A 16,061-nucleotide genomic window follows, 5' to 3' on the forward strand; every position below is an offset into this window, starting at 1 on the left:
ACGACAACGCATGGACGGAACCCTTCGACATCGCCGTCACCCGCGAACTCGAAGAGCGACCGACGAAGGGCTCGGCTGCCACGGCACCGTGACAAGGATCCGCTCAGGCCAACAGAGCAGAAGCCCTTCGCGGCGCGGCGCTCACGTCAGGACCGCGGACTCCCAGGCCCGGTCCACGACCCGTACCAGCCCCAGGTCGGTCAGCTTCACCTGCGGGGAGACCGGGAGAGTCATGGTCGAGACGGACATGAACGCGTTCCGGTGCACCCAGCCCCAGCGGTGCAGGGCCTCGCGGATCGCGGCCGCGCCATGGGCCACCTCCTCGGCGGGACGGTCGGACAGGACCCCGGCCACCGGCAGCGGCAGGTGCACCGGCTGATCGCCCGCGGCGATCACGCAGATCCCCCCGTGTGAGGCGATGACACGGTTGGCGGCCTCGCGCAGCGCCGCGGGCGTGGTGGCGGTCACCGTCAGGTTGTGGCTGTCGTGCGCGTACGTGGTGGCGACGGCACCGTCGGACAGCTCGAAGCCGACCACGGGCGCCATCGTGCGCCGCCCGCTGCGGTGGTGGCGTTCGAACACCGCCAGTACCGCGGTACGGCCCTCCCATTGCACGACGCCGTCCCGCACCGGAAGCTCGACCTCGGCGGGCTCGGTGAACGTGTCCACCGGATTGACCCGCAGGGCCCGGAAGACGTGCTCGCCGTCCGGCAGGTCCACCGTCCAGGCGCAGCCGTCCACGTCCAGCGTGTCGAGGTGGACGGAGTCGCCGAACGGGTTGCCGGACAGGTGCGCGGGTGCGTTCTCCTCGACCAGCTCTCCCCCGCAGACGACCATGACCGGCGTGAAGTCGGCCAGTTCGCGCAGCAGCACCAGATCCGCACGGCGTCCGGGGGCCACCACTCCGCGGTCGTCGAGGCCGAGTCGGCGGGCCGGGTGCAGGGTCAGCGCGCGGAGCGCCGTGAGCGGGTCCATGCCGGCGCCGACGGCGACCCGCGCGATGTGGTCGAGGTGGCCGCGCTCGACGATGGCGTCCGCCGCGAGGTCATCGGTGACCAGGCAGAAGTCCGGCTGCACCGGCAGCGCGGCGAGGCTGCTCACCAACTCCGGGGTGAGGCACTTCTCCTGGAGCATCAGCAGCATGCCGAGCCGGGCCTTCTCGACCGCGACCTCCGGGGAGTTCTTGGTGTGGTCGGAGTCGATGCCCGCCCACAGGTACTCCCCCAAGTCGTCGCCGGAGAGATTGGGGCAGTGCCCGTCCAGTCGTACGCCCTTGGCGCGCGCCGCGGCGACGATCTCACGCATCCGGCGACTGCCGTCGACCACGGCCCGGTAGTCCATCACCTCGCCGAGCGTGGTGACGCCCTCCCAGTCCAGCATGTCGGCGATGTCGTCGGCGCCGAGCGCGGCACCCGCCGTCTCGAAGCCCTCCAGGGCCGGTACGCACGAGGGCACCGCCCAGTGCATGGACTGCTGGGCGCCGCGGCCCTGTTCGATCATCCAGGCCATGGCCTCGCGCCCGGCGACGTTGACGATCTCGTGCGGGTCGACGAGCACCGTCGTGGTGCCGCGGGGCAGCGTGATCCGCGCGAACTCGCGCGGTGCGAGCAGCGAACTCTCGATGTGCATGTGCGCGTCGACGTAGCCGGGTGCCACCAACAGGCCGTCGGCGTCGATGACTTGGCGGGCGTCGATCGGTGTGCCGGGGCGCAGCAGGGCGCGGATCAGATCGCCGGTGATGGCGACATCGGCAGCGGTCTGTTCCCCGGTGTGTACGGAGACCACGCGGGCTCCGCGGATCAGCAGGTCGCAGTGGCTGGGCGCAGGCATCGACGGTTCTCTCGTTCGGCAGATGTGTCGGTCTCAGCGGATGGGTCAGCTGGGTTCGTCGGCGTCGGCGCCGTAGTGGCGCAGCAGGCGGGAGACGAGGAAGGCGCGGAAGGCATCGGTGTCGACGCCGGTGGCCACCGTGGCGTTGTGCGGCAGCCCGGTGCGTCCGTGCACATCGGCGATCAGCTTGCCGCGGGAGAACTCTCCGCCGCACTCCACCGTCACCCAGGCGTCGGTCCACTCGATCAGGTCGGGGCGTACGGTGGCGGCCACCGCCAGTGCGTCGTGGACCGCGCAGGCGGCGACGCCGTGGCGCTGCTCGTAGCGGGTGGCGAGGTGGCCGAGCATCCGGCCCGCCGCAGCGATGGCGGGTGCGCCGTCGGCCGGCAGCTGCTCGATGTCGGCCCGGGTCGTCAGCGCCTTGCGGGTCACGTCAAGACCGACGATCCGCAGCGGGACCCCGGCCTCGGTCACGAACCGGGCGGCCTCGGGATCGGCGAAGAAGTTGAACTCGGCCGACGGCGTGACATTGCCCGGCGCGAAGGCCGCCCCGCCCATCAGCACGATCTCCTTGATCGACGAGGCGGCCTCCGGGTGGGCGTGCAGCAGGGCGGCGATGTTGGTGAGCGGTGCCATGGCGATCACGGTGGTGCCTGCGGGCCCTCGGTCCCGCAGTTGGGCGGCCAGCCAGTCGACGGCGTGCGCCGAGTGCGGCGTACGCGCCGACGGAGGGAGGTGTACGCCACCGAGCCCGCCCTCGCCGTGCACGGGCTCGTCCGGGATGCGAACGGCGCGGGCGATGGGCCCCGCGTGCCCGCGCACCACGGGCACCCGCGCGTCCACCCCGATCAGATCGCACAGGCGCAGCGCGTTGTCGACGACCTGCCCGATGCCGACGTTTCCGGCGACGGTGGTGATGCCGGTGACGTCGAGTTCGGGTGAAGCGAAGGCCAGCATCAGTGCGATGGCGTCGTCGATCCCGGGGTCGCAGTCGATGACGACCGGCTGTGCGACCGGTAGCTGGACCGGCTGCGGGTGGGTCACCCGGACACCTCGCGCTGGAAGCGGTCGACCCACTCGTCGTTGTTCTTCACGGCCAGCTTGAGGTCGGGGACGGTGAAGCCGTCCGCCGCGGGGTCGGCCGCCGCGTCGCCCACCACCTTGGTGATGTCCGCGGGGATCTTGGCGTCCTCGTTGACGGGCTTGTCGTGGAAGGTCGCCGCGGCCGTCTCCTGGACCTTCGCCGACAGCAGGTAGTTGATGAACTTCTCCGCGCCCGCCTTGTTGTGCGCGCCCTTCACCAGCTGCGCGGTGTTGGAGACCATGTACCGGCCCTTGTCGAGGGGCGCCCAGGCGATCGGCTTGCCTGCCTTGACCGGGTCGATGGCGAACAGGTCGAGCGCCGGGGCCATCTCCACCTCGCCGCGGTCGAGCAGGCTGACGAGTTCGGTGCTGCGGCTGAAGTACTTCAGTACGTTCGGGGAGTTGGCGGCGAGCTTCTTGAACGCCGTGTCGGTGTCCTCGGGGCCCGAGCCGTAGGTCGCCGCGGTGGCGTAGAGGAGGGGCACGCCGGCGCTGGTCGAGATGTCGGGGACGGCGATCCTGCCCTTGTACTCGGACTTCCAGAGGTCCTTGATACCGGGCGCCTTGTCGATCTTGTCGGTGCGGTAGAGCATGCCGAGCAGCTGGTACGTGTACGCGGGTGCGTAGCCGTCCTTGTCCTTGGCGAAGTCGTGGATCTTGTCGAGATTGGGGACGGCCGACGGGTCGATCTTGTCGAACAGGCCCTGCTCACGGCCCCGTTGGGCGAACAGGTCGGAGATCATGGCGACGTCGACCGTCGGGCTGTTGCGGTTGATCTGGAGCTTGGTGAGCCGCTCGGCGTTGTCGCCGCTCTCGACCTCGACGTCGATGCCCGTCTCCTTCTCGAACGGCTTGACGATGTTCTTCTCGAACAGGTCGACGCCGAAGCCGAAGGTGGAGACGGTCAGCTTCTTGGGGTCCTGCTCCCCCGCGGCCGATCCGGCACAGCCGGCCAGCGGAAGGACCAGCAGGGTGGCCGCGGTGGTGGTGGCGAGTCGTCTCATGAGGTGGGCAACTCCTGCTTCGTCCGGGGGAGGTCGATCGTGTGCGCGGCGGGGAGATGCAGACGCACCTGCCGGCCGGTGTGCAGCTCGAAGTCGCTGCTGGTGGCCAGGACGGTGCGGCCCTGGGACACGGCGGTGACGACACAGTCGGTGCCGCGGAACCGTACGGCGGTCAGCACGGCGTCGACCGTCGTACCGCCGGAGGGGTTGGGAGATTCGGGGGTGAGCACCTCGACGTGCTCCGGCCGGATGGTGACCGTACGGCCGTCCGGCAGGTCGACGAAGTTCTCGTAGCCGAGGAATTCGGCGACGAATCGGTTGGCGGGGGCGCGGAACACCTCGCGCGGGGCGCCCTGTTGGGCGACGGTGCCCTGATCGAGGATGACCATGTCGTCGGCGAGTTCCAGGGCCTCTTCCTGGTCGTGGGTGACGAGGATCGCGGTGAGCCCGGTCTCCTTCTGGATACGGGCGAGTTCCTGGCGCATCTGGATACGCAGCCGCGCGTCGAGGTTGGACAGGGGCTCGTCGAGGAGGAGTACCGAGGGGCGTACGGCGACGGCGCGGGCCAGTGCGATGCGCTGCTGTTGCCCGCCGGACAGCTGCTTGGGCTTGCGGCCGGCGAAGTGGGAGAGGCCGACCAGCTCCAGCGCCTCGCCCGTCCTGGTGCGCAGCTCGCCGTCCGGGATGCCCCGCATCCTCAGTCCGAAGGCGACGTTCTTCTCCACGGTCATGTGCGGGAAGAGCGCGTACGACTGGAAGACCATGCCGATGTTGCGGCGTTCCGGGGGGAGCCTGGTGGCGTCCTCGCCCTCCAGCAGAACGCGGCCCGCGGTGGGCTCCAGGAACCCGGCGATCATGCGCAGGGTGGTGGTCTTGCCGCAGCCGCTGGGGCCGAGCAGCGCGGTGAACTGCCCGCGGCGTACGGTCAGATCGAGCTCCCGTACCGCTGCCGTGCCCGCGAACTCCCGTGACACGGCGTCGAGTTGAACCACTGGTGTCATCGGCGTCTTCCTGTCGTCGCGTACTGTGCTCACCGGCTGAAGACCTTGTTGAATCCGACGAGGCGCTCCGTCAGCAGGGCAGCGCCGACCGTGGCGGCGAGCAGCAGGGTGCTGACCGCGGCCACCGTGGGGTCGTAGGAGAACTGCACGTAATTGAGCATCTCGACGGGCAGCGTAGAGATCCCGGGCCCCTTCAGCAGCAGTGACAGCGGGACGTTGTTGAAAGAGGTCAGGAAGGACAGCACGGCTGCCGACACGATGCCGGGCCCCATCACCGGCAGCGTGACCGTGAAGAACGTCCGCAGGGGTCCGGCGCCGAGGCCCCTGGCGGCCTCCTCCAGCGCGGGGTCCGACAGGGCGAGCGAGGCGCCCGTGACGCGTACCGCGTAGGGCAGCAGCAGGACGGTGTGCCCGATCAGCAGTGCGCCGAGCGCGGTGATCCGCATGGTCACCATGAGCTGCTGGAAGAGCGCGAAGCCCAGGACCAGTTCGGGGACGATCGCGGGTGAGAGGAAGAGCGTCTCGACCGCCTTGTGGCCGCGGAACGTGTGACGCTGCACGGCCAGGGCCACGGGGATGCCCAGCACCAGCGCGAACAGTGTCGCCGCCGCTGCCACCAGCAGACTGGTCAACAGGCCCTGCTGGAACGAGGCGTTGGACAGCGCCTGGTCGAACCAGCGCAGCGAGAAGCCCGGGGGCGGGAACTCGACGGTGTCGCCGGAGGAGAAGCCGATGGCGACGACCAGCAGGATGGGCCCGAGCAGAAAGACCATGGCCAGGGCCGACAGCAGGGAGAGAACAGGGCGTCGGCGTATCACGACGTGGCCACCTTCGCCGATATCCGGCCCGAGGCCCAGCCGACCACGAGCACCAGTACGGTCATGATCAGTGCGACGGCGCTGGCCCCACCCCAGTCCAGCTTCACGTTCGCGTAGTCGTAGAGCAGCGTCGCCAGGGTGCGGTTGCGGGAGCCGCCGAGCAGCAGCGGTGTGGTGAAGGCGGTGACCGCTCCGGCGAACACCAGGGTCCCGCCCACCAGTACGCCGGGCAGCGCGAGCGGCAGCACGATCTGCCGGAAGGCCCGGCCGGGGCTCGCGCCGAGGCCGCGCGCGGCGTCCTCGAGGCCGGGGTCGATGTGCGAGAGCGAGCTGTACGAGGTGAGGATCATCAGCGGCATGAACAGCTGGGTGAGACCGGCGACCAGGGCGAACTCCGTGTAGAGCAGCTCGGGCGGACGGTCGGTAAGACCGGTCGCCAGGACGGCATCGCTGATGAGGCCGTTGCGGCCGAGGATGACCAGCCAGGCGAAGGTCCGCACCACCGTGCTGAGCAGCAGCGGGAAGACCGCGAGCGCGAGCAGCAGCCCTTGGCGGCTCTTGGGAGCGCGGGCGATGAGGTAGGCCGTCGGGAAGCCGAGGACCAGACAGACGACGGTGACGGTGACGGCCACGCGTACGGTCCGGGCGAGCACGCCCAGTACGTAGCTGTCGGTGAGCATGGTGCCCAACTTGCCGAGCACGTCGGGGTGGTCGGCGGCGGGCGGCGCGAAGAGCGTCACGACGAAGGGGAACGCGAAGCCGAAGGCCAGCAGGGCCAGGCCGGGCGCGAGCAGCAGGCCCAAGGTGGCCTTCCGGGACATACTCACACCCCTCTCAGAGATTCCTACAACCGGTTGCTGCAACCGGTTGCAGCAACCGGTCGACGTGGACGATACTTTCGGCCGGATCGAGGCGTCAACGCGCTCGTGTAAAGATCCCGTTACGCACACACTGGGGGGCGAGATGGTGACGCTGGCGGACGTCGCACGCGCGGCGGGGGTGTCCAAGGCGACCGCGTCACGCGCGCTGAGCCGGCCCGACATGGTCGCGGCGGACACCCGCGAGCGGGTGCTGGCCGCCGCAGAGGGCATGGGCTTCGAGTTCAACGCGAGCGCCCGGGCACTGACCACCGGCCGGACCGGCCTGATCGGCGTGCTGGTCCCGAGCCTCGCCAACCCCTACTTCGCCCCGATCGTGACCGGCGTGCAGCACGCGCTGTCCGAGCACGGCGACAACATCCTGCTCGCCGTCTCCGAGGGTTCACAGAGCAGTGAGCACGAGCTGGCGGGGAAGCTCGCCTCACGCGTCGACGGGCTCGTCTTCATAGCGCCGGTGAGCCCGGACTCGGCGATCCGGGGCTTCACTTCGAAGCTGCCCGTCGTCACCGTGGACCGCACCGTGCCGGCGGTGCCCGGCGTCCTGATCGACACCCCCGGCGGTGTCGCGGACATCGTCACGCACCTGGCAGACCTCGGTCACCGGACCATCGCCTACGTGGGCGGCCCCGATGGCTCATGGATGGCCGCACAGCGCAACAGCGCGGTCGAGGAGGCCGCCCGCCGAAGCGGCGTCGACCTCACCGTGCTCGGTCCTGTCGCCCCCCGGATCGACGCAGGGCTGGCCGTCGCCGAACGCATCGCCGCCGAACGGAGCGTCACCGCAGTGGTGGCGTACAGCAGTTACCTGCTGCTCGGCCTGCATCTGGGGCTGCGCGACGCCGGTGTGCGGGTCCCCGAGGACATCAGCCTGGCCGCCTCGGACGATCTGACCTCGATCAGCACGGAACGTCCCGACACCACGGCACTACGGGTCCCGCTCGAAGAAGCGGGCATCGCGGCGATCCGCCTGCTCCAGGAGCCCAACCCTCCCAAACGCGTCCGAAGGCAGCGCGTCGCCACCGAGTTGATCGTCGGCGCCTCCACCGCCCGCGCCACCGGCTCCGTGCACTTGTCCACCCGCCGGCGTTGACCTGCCGGACCACACCCGGCGGTCGCAGAGCCTGTGCGGATCGTCCGGCGTTTCAGTGGGAACGCCTGCGGCGGACGACGATGACGACGGCGCCCAGCAGGGCTCCGGTCATTGCGGTGGCGACGAGTGCCGTGCGGCCCGCGCCTGAGGTGGAGGAAGTGTCGCCGGACGGTGTCACCCCAGTCGGTGTGGCCGACGTGCCGAAGGCGAAAGTGACGCTGTCGTTGGAGGCATCCGGGTCATGGAGGGGGAATCCGGCTGGGCCGGGACGCACGGTCGCCGTGCCCTTGGCACCTTCGTACCCCTTGTCCGTCCTCACCGACAGTTCGAACAGCTGACTCCTGCCGGCGGCGACACCGAACGGCACGGTGCACACGTAATGCCGGTGCCCCGCCTTGAAAGGTGCCGTCTCGGTGCGGCTGACCCAGAGCAGGCAGGGGCCGTAGGGGTCGTCCTCCTGCTCCATGTCAGCGGTGCCGGTCACGACCGCACCCTTGGGCAGGACGACCTCGACCACGGCGATGGACCTGCGGTCGATCCCGTACGCGGAGGCCGGGCCGTGGTTCACGGCGCTGATGTCCAGGGTCCATTCGTCCGCCCTACGCAGTGGCTCTGCCTTGGCATCGGCCGCGAGATCCGCAGAGTTGTCGGCCGAGACGGTGATCCGGCCCTCGGCACCGTTCTCGAATCCGCCTCCCGCTCCGGACGCCTCCACCAGGGTGAGCGCCGGCCCGGTGCCCTGGTGGCTGCCGCCGCCGGGTTGTTCGCCCTGGTTCAGCAGTTTGAACGAGTAGTCGACCACCGCGGTCAGGACGCGCTTGCCGACGGTGGCGGTCAGGGGGCTGCTCAGCTCCACGACGGCCCCTGCGGGCACCGGGGCCGGGAAGATGCAGGTGACGGATGTCTGGCTGCCGGGTTCGATGGGGTCGTCGCCTTCGCCGTAGGCGCAGTTGGAGAACTTCCGGTCGAAGACCAGACCGCCCACCGATTCCCAACGCAGCATGATGCGCCGGTCGGTGGCCAGATCACCGGTGTTGCGGAGCCGGAGCGGGAAATCGATCCGGGACCCGATTTTGGCGCGCGTCACCTCCGGCAGCCGGCCGACGACCAGGTCCCGGGTGCCGACGACCACGTTCGTCTTCGCAGTGGCGCCGGTGGCATCGTCCGCGGTGAGGCTGTAGGTGATCGTGCCGCTGTCGCCGGGGGCGGCGCCCGCGTCCGCACGCAGGGTGAACTCGACGTCCCGGCTCTGCGAGGCGTCCTTGTTGACGCAGGTGAACACCTGCCCGTCGGCCGTGCACCTCGGGTCGTCGACCTCGACGCTCGCTACGCCCGCCAGGTCACGCGCATCGATGACGACCGAGTCGTTCGTGGGAACGGGGACCTGCGCCCCGCCGTCCCAGAACATCCAGCCCACGGTGGCCGGCTGCACCGCCGACCCCAAGTTGATCTGCTGCTCGGCGCTGATGGTCGCGTACGCCTGCGTCGGCAGGGGGGACGGATCATCGGCCACAGCGGCTGCACCGGGCGCCAGGGCGAGCAGCACGGCAGTCGGGACTGCCCCGAGCGCCGTGCATCTAGGGTTCATACACGTTCGATGCGCGGGGAGTCCCGAAGGTTGCACACCGAAGGTCACGGCCGCCGCAGCCCCCGCCAACCCGGCCGCCTTCGAAGAGCAGCGGCAGCCGCTAAGTTCCGGCGCCGGATTCGATCGCGCCTCGCGCATCTGGTGTGCACGCATCGGCACCGTCGATGTCCGGGCGCTCCAAGTTGTGCAGCAACTGTACGAGGCCGCACGACGATCGGCGCCTGAGACCGGAAGCCGTCCGCCGTCAGGCTCGACGGTCGAGCGCGCCGCCGATCAGGGCCTCGAGCTGCTGCGCCACCTGGTCCAGGGGCTGCATGCTGCGCTTCGCGCGGCTCATGGCGATGGCACCCTCGACGGACGCCACGATCAGGGCCGCCAGCCCCGGGGCCTGGTCGTGGTCGGCACCGTGTTTCCGTAGCGCCTCGGTGAGCAACCGCTCCCAGTCCTCGAACGCCTCGGCCGCGGCGACGAGCGCCGGCGGGATCTCGTCGGCCGGGGGCTCCTCGACGGAGACTGCCAGCACGGGACAGCCGGCCCGGAAGTCGCTCTCGACGACGATGCCGCGCCACAGGGACAGAAAGGCACGCAGCCCGGCGACCGGGCCCGCGTCGAGTTCCCTGCGCAGCAGACGAGCGACGGCCGTACCCGCGTACTGCACCGCCTCGGTGGCCAACTGCCCCTTACCCTCCGGGAAGTAGTGATACGTCGATCCGAGCGGCGCCTTGGCGTGTTTGGCCAGCTCCCGGATGCTCGTGGCGTTGAGGCCGCGCCTGCTGATCATGTCGGCGGCACCGGCCACGATGCGGTCACGCGACGGCACGCTGGGTCCGGCCACGGCGATGCCCCTCACTCGATGTCTCTGGATATAACGCTCGTCATAGTCTAGCGTGAGCCCTGGCTATAACGACTGTCATAGACCGCGTGTGCGGCACAAAGGGAGATTTCGACATGCCGATGATCCGGCTTACCGTCCCGCCCGGTTCCCTGACCCAGGAAGGCCGCAAGACCGTCCAGCGCGACCTGGCCACCGTCCTGCTCCGCTGGGAGGGTGCGCCCGACACCGCGTTCTTCCGCGCCCAGGCGTGGAGTTACCTCGTCGAACTGCCGGAGGGTGCGCAGACCACCGCCGAGGACGAGGAGCCCCGCTTCCTCGTGGACGTAACCGTCCCGCAGGGCGCGCTGTCAGAGCGCCGCAAGGCGGGCCTGGTCGAGGACGCGACGAAGACCGTGCTCGGTGCCGCCGGGCTGTCCCAGGACGACGCGCTGCGCGTGTGGGTGCTGGTGCACGAGCAGGCCGAAGGCACCTGGGGCGCGGGCGGCTCCGTCATCCGCTACGCCGACCTGGTGGCACTGGCGAAGGGACAGCACGCCGATGCGTGAACTGACCTACGTCGCCAAGCGCACCGTCGAGTGGCGCGAGGCACCCGACCCGAAGCTCCAGTCGGACCAGGAGGCGATCGTCGCCCCGGTCGCCGCCACCTCCTGCGACGTCGACTCCGCCATCCTGGCCGGGCACGGCTTCATCGACCCGCCCTTCGCCCTCGGCCACGAATGCGTGGCCCGTGTCGCCGACATCGGGGACGCGGTGACGGCCGTGGCCCCCGGCGATCTGGTGGTCGTCCCCTGGTCCATCAACTGCGGCACCTGCGAGAACTGCCGCTCCGGACTCACCGCCCACTGCACGGCCGTACCGCACATGGCGATGTACGGCGCACCGATCGGCGGCAGTTGGGGTGGGCTCTTCTCCGACCTGGTCCGGGTGCCGTACGCGGACGCCATGCTGGTGCCCCTGCCCGAGGGCCTCGATCCGGTCGCCATGGCCTCGGCCAGCGACAACTGGTCGCTGTCGTGGCGCCTGGTGGCACCCCACCTCAAGAACAAGCCCGGCGCCCGCGTCCTGGTCGTCGCGCGCGGCAGCATCGGCCTGTACGTCTGCGACATCGCCCGCGCGCTCGGCGCCTCCGACGTCCTCTACGTCGACCCGGACCCCGAACACCGCGAACTCGCCCGCAGTTACGGTGCCGCCACCGCCGAGACGCTGGAGCCGGTCCGGCACGGCTTCGACATCGCCGTAGAGGCGACCGGCCGCGTCGAGCAGCTCGCCCTGGCCGTCAAGTCCCTTGCTCCGGAAGGGATTTGCGAGTCAGCCGGCAACCACTTCCGCCCCGGCGAGCTGCCGCTCCTGGACATGTACCTCACCGGCGTGACCCTGAGGATCGCCCGCGACAACGTACGCAACCACATCCCCGACGCCCTCGACCTGGCCCGTTCCGGCAAGGTCGACCCCGCCCGGGTCGTCTCCCACGTCCTCGACTGGGACCAACTCCCCGACGCACTACCCGAGAAGCACCTCAAGCCCGTCTTCGTCCGGTCCGACGACTGACCACGGCACGACCACCACGACAACACCCAGGCCGAGACGGCATGATCGGCCCCCGGGCGCACCGGGCGATGCCGGTGGACGGGCTGGCCACCCGCGACGGGTGTGGTTCCACCCTGACGGTGCGGCGAGAACCACCCCCGGTCCTCTCATCCGGTCAAGCACTCCACGGACTCGACGGCTCCGGCCGAGCCATGCCCACCCGCCGGCCGAGGAAGCCCGTGACAAGGCCCATGACCTGGCTCGTTGTCCACATGGGGGCGGTCGTGACACCGTCGGGAACGAGATTTCCGTGGCCGGCGTTCTTGAGGACGAACCTGGTGCTGGTCACTCCCTTCGCCCGCAACGCGTTGTGGAGCAGCAGGGTCTGACTCGGCGAGATGACGCCGTCCCGGGTTCCGTGGAAGTGGATGAACGGCGGGTCTCTCCGGTCGATGTAGGTAACCGGGTTGGCTGCGGCGACGGCGTCCGGTACATCCAGGAGCCGGGTCGGGTTGTCCGGGCCGAGGACGTATTTGACCAGGGCGTTGTCGACGGAGTTCTCGTAGGACGCCCTGGTGGCGGGATCGAGGTCGGAGGCGATCCGGGAGAGATCGGAGGGTCCGAACCAGTTGACGACGGCTTGGACCCGGCTGCTCTGGTCCAGGTTCCCGCCCTGGTCGAACGTCTGGACTCCGCCGGTGGTGCCGACCATGGAGGCAAGGTAGCCGCCCGCGGACTCGCCGTAGGCAGCGACGTTGCGAGGGTCGATGCCGAACTCGGCGGCGTGGGCGCGCAGGAAACGGATTGCCGCCTTGACGTCCGCCACGCCGTCGACGTAGGTCGCCTCGTCGAGAGTGGTGCGGTATTCGATGGACGCCACCACGTACCCCTGCTCGGCGATGTGAGTCCGTTTGCCGAGGAAGGAGGTCTTGTCCGCGCGGATGAATCCGCCGCCGGGGACGTACACGACGAGCGGGTGGCGGCCGCCGGTCGTGGGGGTCTGGATGTCGAGTTTCAGTTCGCGCGGCTGCCCACCGGCTCCTTCGACGGTCGCATAGGTGATGTCCGTGCGGAGTGTCAGGTCCCTGGCCCCGCACTGCATTTGCGGATCGGTCGCCTCGGGACGGATGACCCGGCTCGTGCGGTTGTCGCCGGTTGCCACCGAGGTCGCGAAGATACCCGCGCTGAAGGGTGGGGGCGAGTCGCAGTCCGCTGTGGCGGCCGCGGCTGGGTTCGTGCGCGGCAGGGCCGTCGTCTGGCCCGGAACGCCTGCCACCAGGGCCAATCCACACAGCGTTGCTCCGGCAAGGATAGTTCTCGGTCTGCGAGTCACGATTCTCCTTCGGTCGGCGGCGGTGAATCCGATGGGCGGAGCACCCGTCACGCGTCACGGGCCCCATGGATCGACAGGTCGTAGAGGGTCGGGAGTCAGTCCCTGTAGAAGAGGCGCGCAGGGGCCTCGACGAGGATCTGGTGGCGGTCGGCCGCGTCGGGTGCCCAGTCGGCCAGCAGGTTCAGCAGTTCCCCGGTGTCTCGTTGGCCATTGGTCAGGTGCGGCCAGTCCGAGCCCCAGACAAGGCGGTCGGGGCGGGCCGCGACGAGGGCACGGCCGAGGGACTCGACCGAGGACAACGGCTTGTCCTGGGCGATGCGGTAGGCCCCGGAGAGCTTGATGTAGCAGCTCCCGCCTTCGAGGACGCGCACCAGGCGGTCGAAGTCGGCCCGCGTCAGCCCCTCCGACTCCTTCATGTATCCCATGTGGTCGATGACGAAGGTGTCTTCGAGGTCGGCGAAGAAGGGCAGCAGGTCCCGTACGACGGTCCCGGGTGTGTAGAACTGGAGGTGCCAGCCGCGCGGCCGGGCGCGGTCGGCCATCCTGCGGACGTAGGCGATGAGGTCGGCGGTGGGCCAGGAGGCCCGGGCGAACAGGTCGAGGCGGATCGCCCGCACGCCCAACTCGTGGAAGAGGTCGAGTTCCTGCTCGGAGACGTTCTCCTCGATGCGCACCACACCGCGGCAGCGGCTGCCGACCTTCTTCAGAACGTCGACCAGCAGGCTGTTGTCGGTGCCGTAGTAGGTGGGCTGCACGAGGACCATGCGGTCGATGCCGAGCCATTCGGTCATGCGCAGGTACTGCAGGAGGGTGCCGTCGGGGAAGGAGTACAGCCGGCCGGGCGCGTGCGCATAGCCGGGCTCGAAGACATGGAAGTGGGTGTCGCAGCTGTCGGTGGGCACCTGGAACCGCGGCGGCGTGTTGCTCTCGGCCGCCCGCATGGGTGACGGCTTGGGCAGTGCGGTCATGGGTCTGTCCTCACTCTGAGCGGGTCTGGTCGGCGGCGGCGAGTTCCTGCTGGGCGTGGGCTTTCGCGGCCTCGAAGAGGAGGGCCGTGTCGGTGCCGGTGATGCGCAGCGAGGACACTCCGAGCGGGACGAGGGCGTCGACGGTCGCCCGGTCGCCGATACCGGCGAGGACCATGGGCTTCCCGTGCTTGCGGCAGGCGTCCGTCATGGTCTTCACGGCCTCGCGGACGCGCGGATCGCCGAACTGGCCGGGCACACCCAGCTCCGCGGTGAAGTCGTTGGCACCGAAAGCGAGCATGTCCACGCCGTCCAGCGCGGCGATCTCCGCCGCGTTGGCGATACCGGCCGGTGTCTCCAACACGATCTGCACGATCGTGGCGTTGTCGAGCGCCGGGCTCAACTCCCCCGCGGGCGTGGGCCGCAGACCGAACTGCGGGACCATGTTGATCTGGGAGCGCTGGCCCCTCGGCGCGAAGCGGCAGGCGCGGGCGATGTCACGCGCCTGGTCCACCGTCTCGACGCGCGGCGCGATGATCCCGTGGGCGCCGCCGTCCAGGAGCCGGCCGATCATCCCGTACTCACGCTCGGGAACCCGGACCAGCGCGGTCAGCCCGAGGCTGCCGGCGGACGCGCACAACTGGGCGGCGACATCGGTCGACATGGTGGAGTGCTCCAGGTCGACGAGGATGCCGTGGTGGCCGGTGGAGCGCGCGATGTGGACGACGTCCATCGTGCGGCTGGTGCGGACGATCAGCATGAGAGTGGGTTCGCCGGCGTGCAGACGCTCCAGGAACCCGCCGGGGTGGGGGTGTGTCGACATGTGCGGTCGCTTTCGGGTCAGGCCGCTGCGGACGTGGATCCGTACACGGGGTAGGGCTCGTCGTCGAGGCCGGGGACGGTGACGGCGCGCGGGTCGTTGCCGTGTTCGATGAGCTGCTGGGCGGCGTAGTCGGTGACCGCCCCCGACAGCAGCTGACGGGGGTCTTCCATGACCAGGCGCAACCGGGTGACCAGAGCGAACCAGTCCTTGGGCGAGCCGATACGGGGCTGCTCGGTGATCACCTCGTCGGCCCGGGTGACGGTCCGCTCTCCCAGGTGCCCGTTGAGCCCGTCGCCCGAGGAGAAGGCAGGGTAGCCCTCGAACATCGCCTGGCCGAGCTCGACGGTCACCCTGGTACCCGCCCACAGCTGCCGCAGCACCGGTTCCAACGCCTCGACCTCGCTGAGGTCTCCCCCGACGGGAGTCGCGAACCCCTGGGCGTGCGGGGCGATGTAGAGACGGTCGAGGGGCAACGTGTCGCGGGAAGCGGCCAGTACGCAGCGGGCGACACCGTTCGTCCGCCAGGTCACCCCGGCGGTGGGACGCCCGATCTGTCCGACGACGACCACCATGGTGCGGGCCCAGTCGATGTCCTGGCCGTCGCACCAGGCGATGAGCCGGTGTGCGTTGTCCATCCCGACCAGGAAGAACGTGGCGACCATGATCCGGTTGAAGGACACCGGAAGGTCCGGGTGGCCGTCCTCCAGATACTCCTCACGCAGTGTCCGGTGGTCGAGGCAGGACGGGTCGGACAGCGCGCGTACGAGATACCGCTCGGTCACGGCGCAGGCGTAGTCGACCATCGCGGCGATGGTCTCCTCCCGGCCCCGGTACGAGACGGCGGCGATCCGGTCACGCCACAGAGCCGTGCTGTTGGCCGCACGGGAACGCCGTACCTGATGCAGCAGGTTCGCGGCATCGGCGCGCCACGGGCCGCCGGGCTCGTGGCGGTACAGCTCCACGAGCGAGGCCAGCGCCGTGCCCAGGTGCGAGACGGCGGCCAGCTCCTTGAAGCCGCGATTGCTCAGTCGGTAGGGCAGGACCGTCGGCGGCCGCCCGTCGCCCGGGTACAGCGCCATGTCGGCGCCGGTCACCGCGAGGAGCGGGTCGCGGGCATGGGCCCGGGCAGCCGTGGCACGCAGATGCGCACCGATGGAGTGCGGACCGGCGGTGTACGCGGTGAACAGATCTATGAGCTCGGGACTTTCGTGCTCGGACACGTGGATCTCTCTTTCACAAGGCAGGGGTCGAACAGCCACCGCCCACGGCCGGGGCCGGATCGGGGG

Annotated in this window: 15 protein-coding genes; 3 read left to right on the forward strand and 12 right to left on the reverse strand. The window is 69.9% G+C overall.

Going from position 1 to position 16,061, the window contains the following annotated elements:
- Window positions 1–141: 141 nt before the first annotated feature.
- The 6 genes from ACIHFB_RS25045 to ACIHFB_RS25070 are packed head-to-tail and all read right to left on the reverse strand — an operon-like array spanning window position 142 to window position 6,557.
- The gene (locus tag ACIHFB_RS25045; RefSeq protein ID WP_400127959.1) at window positions 142–1,830 is read right to left on the reverse strand and encodes an adenine deaminase; all 1,689 of its coding nucleotides are present in this window, start codon (window positions 1,828–1,830) and stop codon (window positions 142–144) included.
- A gap of 45 nt (window positions 1,831–1,875) precedes the next feature.
- The gene (locus ACIHFB_RS25050; RefSeq protein WP_400127960.1) at window positions 1,876–2,874 is read right to left on the reverse strand and encodes a nucleoside hydrolase; all 999 of its coding nucleotides are present in this window, start codon (window positions 2,872–2,874) and stop codon (window positions 1,876–1,878) included.
- A complete protein-coding gene (locus ACIHFB_RS25055; protein ID WP_400127961.1) occupies window positions 2,871–3,917 on the reverse strand; it encodes an ABC transporter substrate-binding protein in 1,047 nt (348 codons plus the stop codon). Before ACIHFB_RS25055 ends, ACIHFB_RS25050 begins: the two co-directional genes overlap by 4 nt.
- The gene (locus tag ACIHFB_RS25060) at window positions 3,914–4,918 is read right to left on the reverse strand and encodes an ABC transporter ATP-binding protein (RefSeq protein WP_365281767.1); all 1,005 of its coding nucleotides are present in this window, start codon (window positions 4,916–4,918) and stop codon (window positions 3,914–3,916) included. The genes ACIHFB_RS25055 and ACIHFB_RS25060 overlap by 4 nt, the downstream gene beginning before the upstream one ends.
- 29 nt (window positions 4,919–4,947) lie before the next feature.
- Window positions 4,948–5,736 (reverse strand): ABC transporter permease, encoded by a 789-nt coding sequence (locus tag ACIHFB_RS25065; RefSeq protein ID WP_365281768.1) that lies wholly within the window; start codon window positions 5,734–5,736, stop codon window positions 4,948–4,950.
- The gene (locus ACIHFB_RS25070; protein WP_365281769.1) at window positions 5,733–6,557 is read right to left on the reverse strand and encodes an ABC transporter permease; all 825 of its coding nucleotides are present in this window, start codon (window positions 6,555–6,557) and stop codon (window positions 5,733–5,735) included. Before ACIHFB_RS25070 ends, ACIHFB_RS25065 begins: the two co-directional genes overlap by 4 nt.
- Before the next feature lie 142 nt (window positions 6,558–6,699).
- Here ACIHFB_RS25070 and ACIHFB_RS25075 point away from each other — a divergent pair, with 142 nt between their 5' ends.
- Window positions 6,700–7,704, forward strand: coding sequence for a LacI family DNA-binding transcriptional regulator (locus ACIHFB_RS25075; RefSeq protein WP_365281770.1), 1,005 nt, complete (start codon window positions 6,700–6,702; stop codon window positions 7,702–7,704).
- Window positions 7,705–7,756: 52 nt separating this feature from the next.
- Here the strand turns inward: ACIHFB_RS25075 and ACIHFB_RS25080 are convergent, their stop codons facing one another.
- Both ACIHFB_RS25080 and ACIHFB_RS25085 read right to left on the reverse strand, forming a co-directional pair.
- Entirely contained in the window at window positions 7,757–9,292 is a 1,536-nt protein-coding gene (locus ACIHFB_RS25080; RefSeq protein WP_365281771.1) for a hypothetical protein, read from the reverse strand.
- Window positions 9,293–9,536: 244 nt separating this feature from the next.
- Window positions 9,537–10,127, reverse strand: a complete 591-nt coding sequence (locus ACIHFB_RS25085) for a TetR family transcriptional regulator C-terminal domain-containing protein (protein ID WP_365281772.1) — start codon at window positions 10,125–10,127, stop codon at window positions 9,537–9,539.
- A 113-nt stretch (window positions 10,128–10,240) separates the two neighbouring features.
- Between ACIHFB_RS25085 and ACIHFB_RS25090 the strand changes: the two genes are divergently transcribed.
- Both ACIHFB_RS25090 and ACIHFB_RS25095 read left to right on the forward strand, forming a co-directional pair.
- Window positions 10,241–10,672, forward strand: a complete 432-nt coding sequence (locus ACIHFB_RS25090; RefSeq protein WP_400127962.1) for a 4-oxalocrotonate tautomerase family protein — start codon at window positions 10,241–10,243, stop codon at window positions 10,670–10,672.
- On the forward strand, window positions 10,665–11,675 hold the full coding sequence (locus tag ACIHFB_RS25095) for an alcohol dehydrogenase catalytic domain-containing protein (protein WP_365281774.1): 1,011 nt from the start codon (window positions 10,665–10,667) through the stop codon (window positions 11,673–11,675). The genes ACIHFB_RS25090 and ACIHFB_RS25095 overlap by 8 nt, the downstream gene beginning before the upstream one ends.
- Window positions 11,676–11,829: 154 nt before the next feature.
- Here ACIHFB_RS25095 and ACIHFB_RS25100 read toward each other — a convergent pair whose 3' ends face one another.
- The 4 genes from ACIHFB_RS25100 to ACIHFB_RS25115 form a co-directional block, all read right to left on the reverse strand.
- On the reverse strand, window positions 11,830–12,930 hold the full coding sequence (locus ACIHFB_RS25100) for an alpha/beta hydrolase (protein ID WP_365281775.1): 1,101 nt from the start codon (window positions 12,928–12,930) through the stop codon (window positions 11,830–11,832).
- A 152-nt stretch (window positions 12,931–13,082) separates the two neighbouring features.
- The gene (locus ACIHFB_RS25105; protein WP_365281776.1) at window positions 13,083–13,955 is read right to left on the reverse strand and encodes an amidohydrolase family protein; all 873 of its coding nucleotides are present in this window, start codon (window positions 13,953–13,955) and stop codon (window positions 13,083–13,085) included.
- A gap of 10 nt (window positions 13,956–13,965) precedes the next feature.
- Entirely contained in the window at window positions 13,966–14,775 is an 810-nt protein-coding gene (locus ACIHFB_RS25110; protein ID WP_365281777.1) for an aldolase/citrate lyase family protein, read from the reverse strand.
- Between the two features lie 17 nt (window positions 14,776–14,792).
- The gene (locus ACIHFB_RS25115) at window positions 14,793–15,995 is read right to left on the reverse strand and encodes a DUF5624 domain-containing protein (RefSeq protein ID WP_365281778.1); all 1,203 of its coding nucleotides are present in this window, start codon (window positions 15,993–15,995) and stop codon (window positions 14,793–14,795) included.
- Between the last annotated feature and the right edge of the window lie 66 nt (window positions 15,996–16,061).

This window comes from Streptomyces sp. NPDC051963 (assembly GCF_044593495.1).
In the GTDB taxonomy this organism is placed as follows: domain Bacteria; phylum Actinomycetota; class Actinomycetes; order Streptomycetales; family Streptomycetaceae; genus Streptomyces.

Coding starts and splice junctions, on each gene's coding strand:
- ACIHFB_RS25045 (WP_400127959.1), bottom strand. CDS start 1,830: ATGCCTGCGCCCAGCCACTGCGACCTGCTGATCCGCGGAGCCCGCGTG.
- ACIHFB_RS25080 (WP_365281771.1), bottom strand. CDS start 9,292: ATGAACCCTAGATGCACGGCGCTCGGGGCAGTCCCGACTGCCGTGCTG.
- ACIHFB_RS25055 (WP_400127961.1), bottom strand. CDS start 3,917: ATGAGACGACTCGCCACCACCACCGCGGCCACCCTGCTGGTCCTTCCG.
- ACIHFB_RS25060 (WP_365281767.1), bottom strand. CDS start 4,918: ATGACACCAGTGGTTCAACTCGACGCCGTGTCACGGGAGTTCGCGGGC.
- ACIHFB_RS25095 (WP_365281774.1), top strand. CDS start 10,665: ATGCGTGAACTGACCTACGTCGCCAAGCGCACCGTCGAGTGGCGCGAG.
- ACIHFB_RS25075 (WP_365281770.1), top strand. CDS start 6,700: ATGGTGACGCTGGCGGACGTCGCACGCGCGGCGGGGGTGTCCAAGGCG.
- ACIHFB_RS25110 (WP_365281777.1), bottom strand. CDS start 14,775: ATGTCGACACACCCCCACCCCGGCGGGTTCCTGGAGCGTCTGCACGCC.
- ACIHFB_RS25090 (WP_400127962.1), top strand. CDS start 10,241: ATGCCGATGATCCGGCTTACCGTCCCGCCCGGTTCCCTGACCCAGGAA.
- ACIHFB_RS25070 (WP_365281769.1), bottom strand. CDS start 6,557: ATGTCCCGGAAGGCCACCTTGGGCCTGCTGCTCGCGCCCGGCCTGGCC.
- ACIHFB_RS25105 (WP_365281776.1), bottom strand. CDS start 13,955: ATGACCGCACTGCCCAAGCCGTCACCCATGCGGGCGGCCGAGAGCAAC.